The sequence below is a fragment of the Shewanella sp. M16 genome, from assembly GCF_018224605.1.
GTDB classification, from domain to species: Bacteria; Pseudomonadota; Gammaproteobacteria; order Enterobacterales; family Shewanellaceae; genus Shewanella; species Shewanella oncorhynchi.
Map to the genome: position 1 here is coordinate 1 of NZ_JAGTUL010000146.1, position 315 is coordinate 315.

General features: G+C 46.0%; 1 protein-coding gene. It reads right to left on the reverse strand.

The genetic code is table 11. The annotated features are described in order from the left end of the window. Positions 1–292 (reverse strand): hypothetical protein (locus KFE26_RS24455; RefSeq protein WP_212601932.1); only part of this gene is annotated, 292 nt, incomplete at its 3' end. Positions 293–315: the final 23 nt, after the last annotated feature.

Genomic DNA, 315 nt, shown 5'->3' on the forward strand with positions numbered 1-315 from the left:
CCAAAAGCACATGTAATTTGCTGCGTAGTTTCGACGACAAAGCCAGATCATCCATAAGGAGAGCAGAGGCCTTCTCTCTTATGAAATCACTGGCTAGGGAGTCTTTCAGGGCATTTTGGTATTTGAGAATAACTTGCTTCTTAATCTCACCGGATTTGATACCAGCTCGCTTCTGAATGCCTCTGACAGTGTGATACGAAAGGCTGAACTGGCTAGAGACAGCGGCAAGCGAGTAACCCGCCGCAATCATAGCTAAAACTTCGCCTTCGATATGGGGCGGAGTCTTAGCCAATAACTTCTCCTAATTCGCTTAAA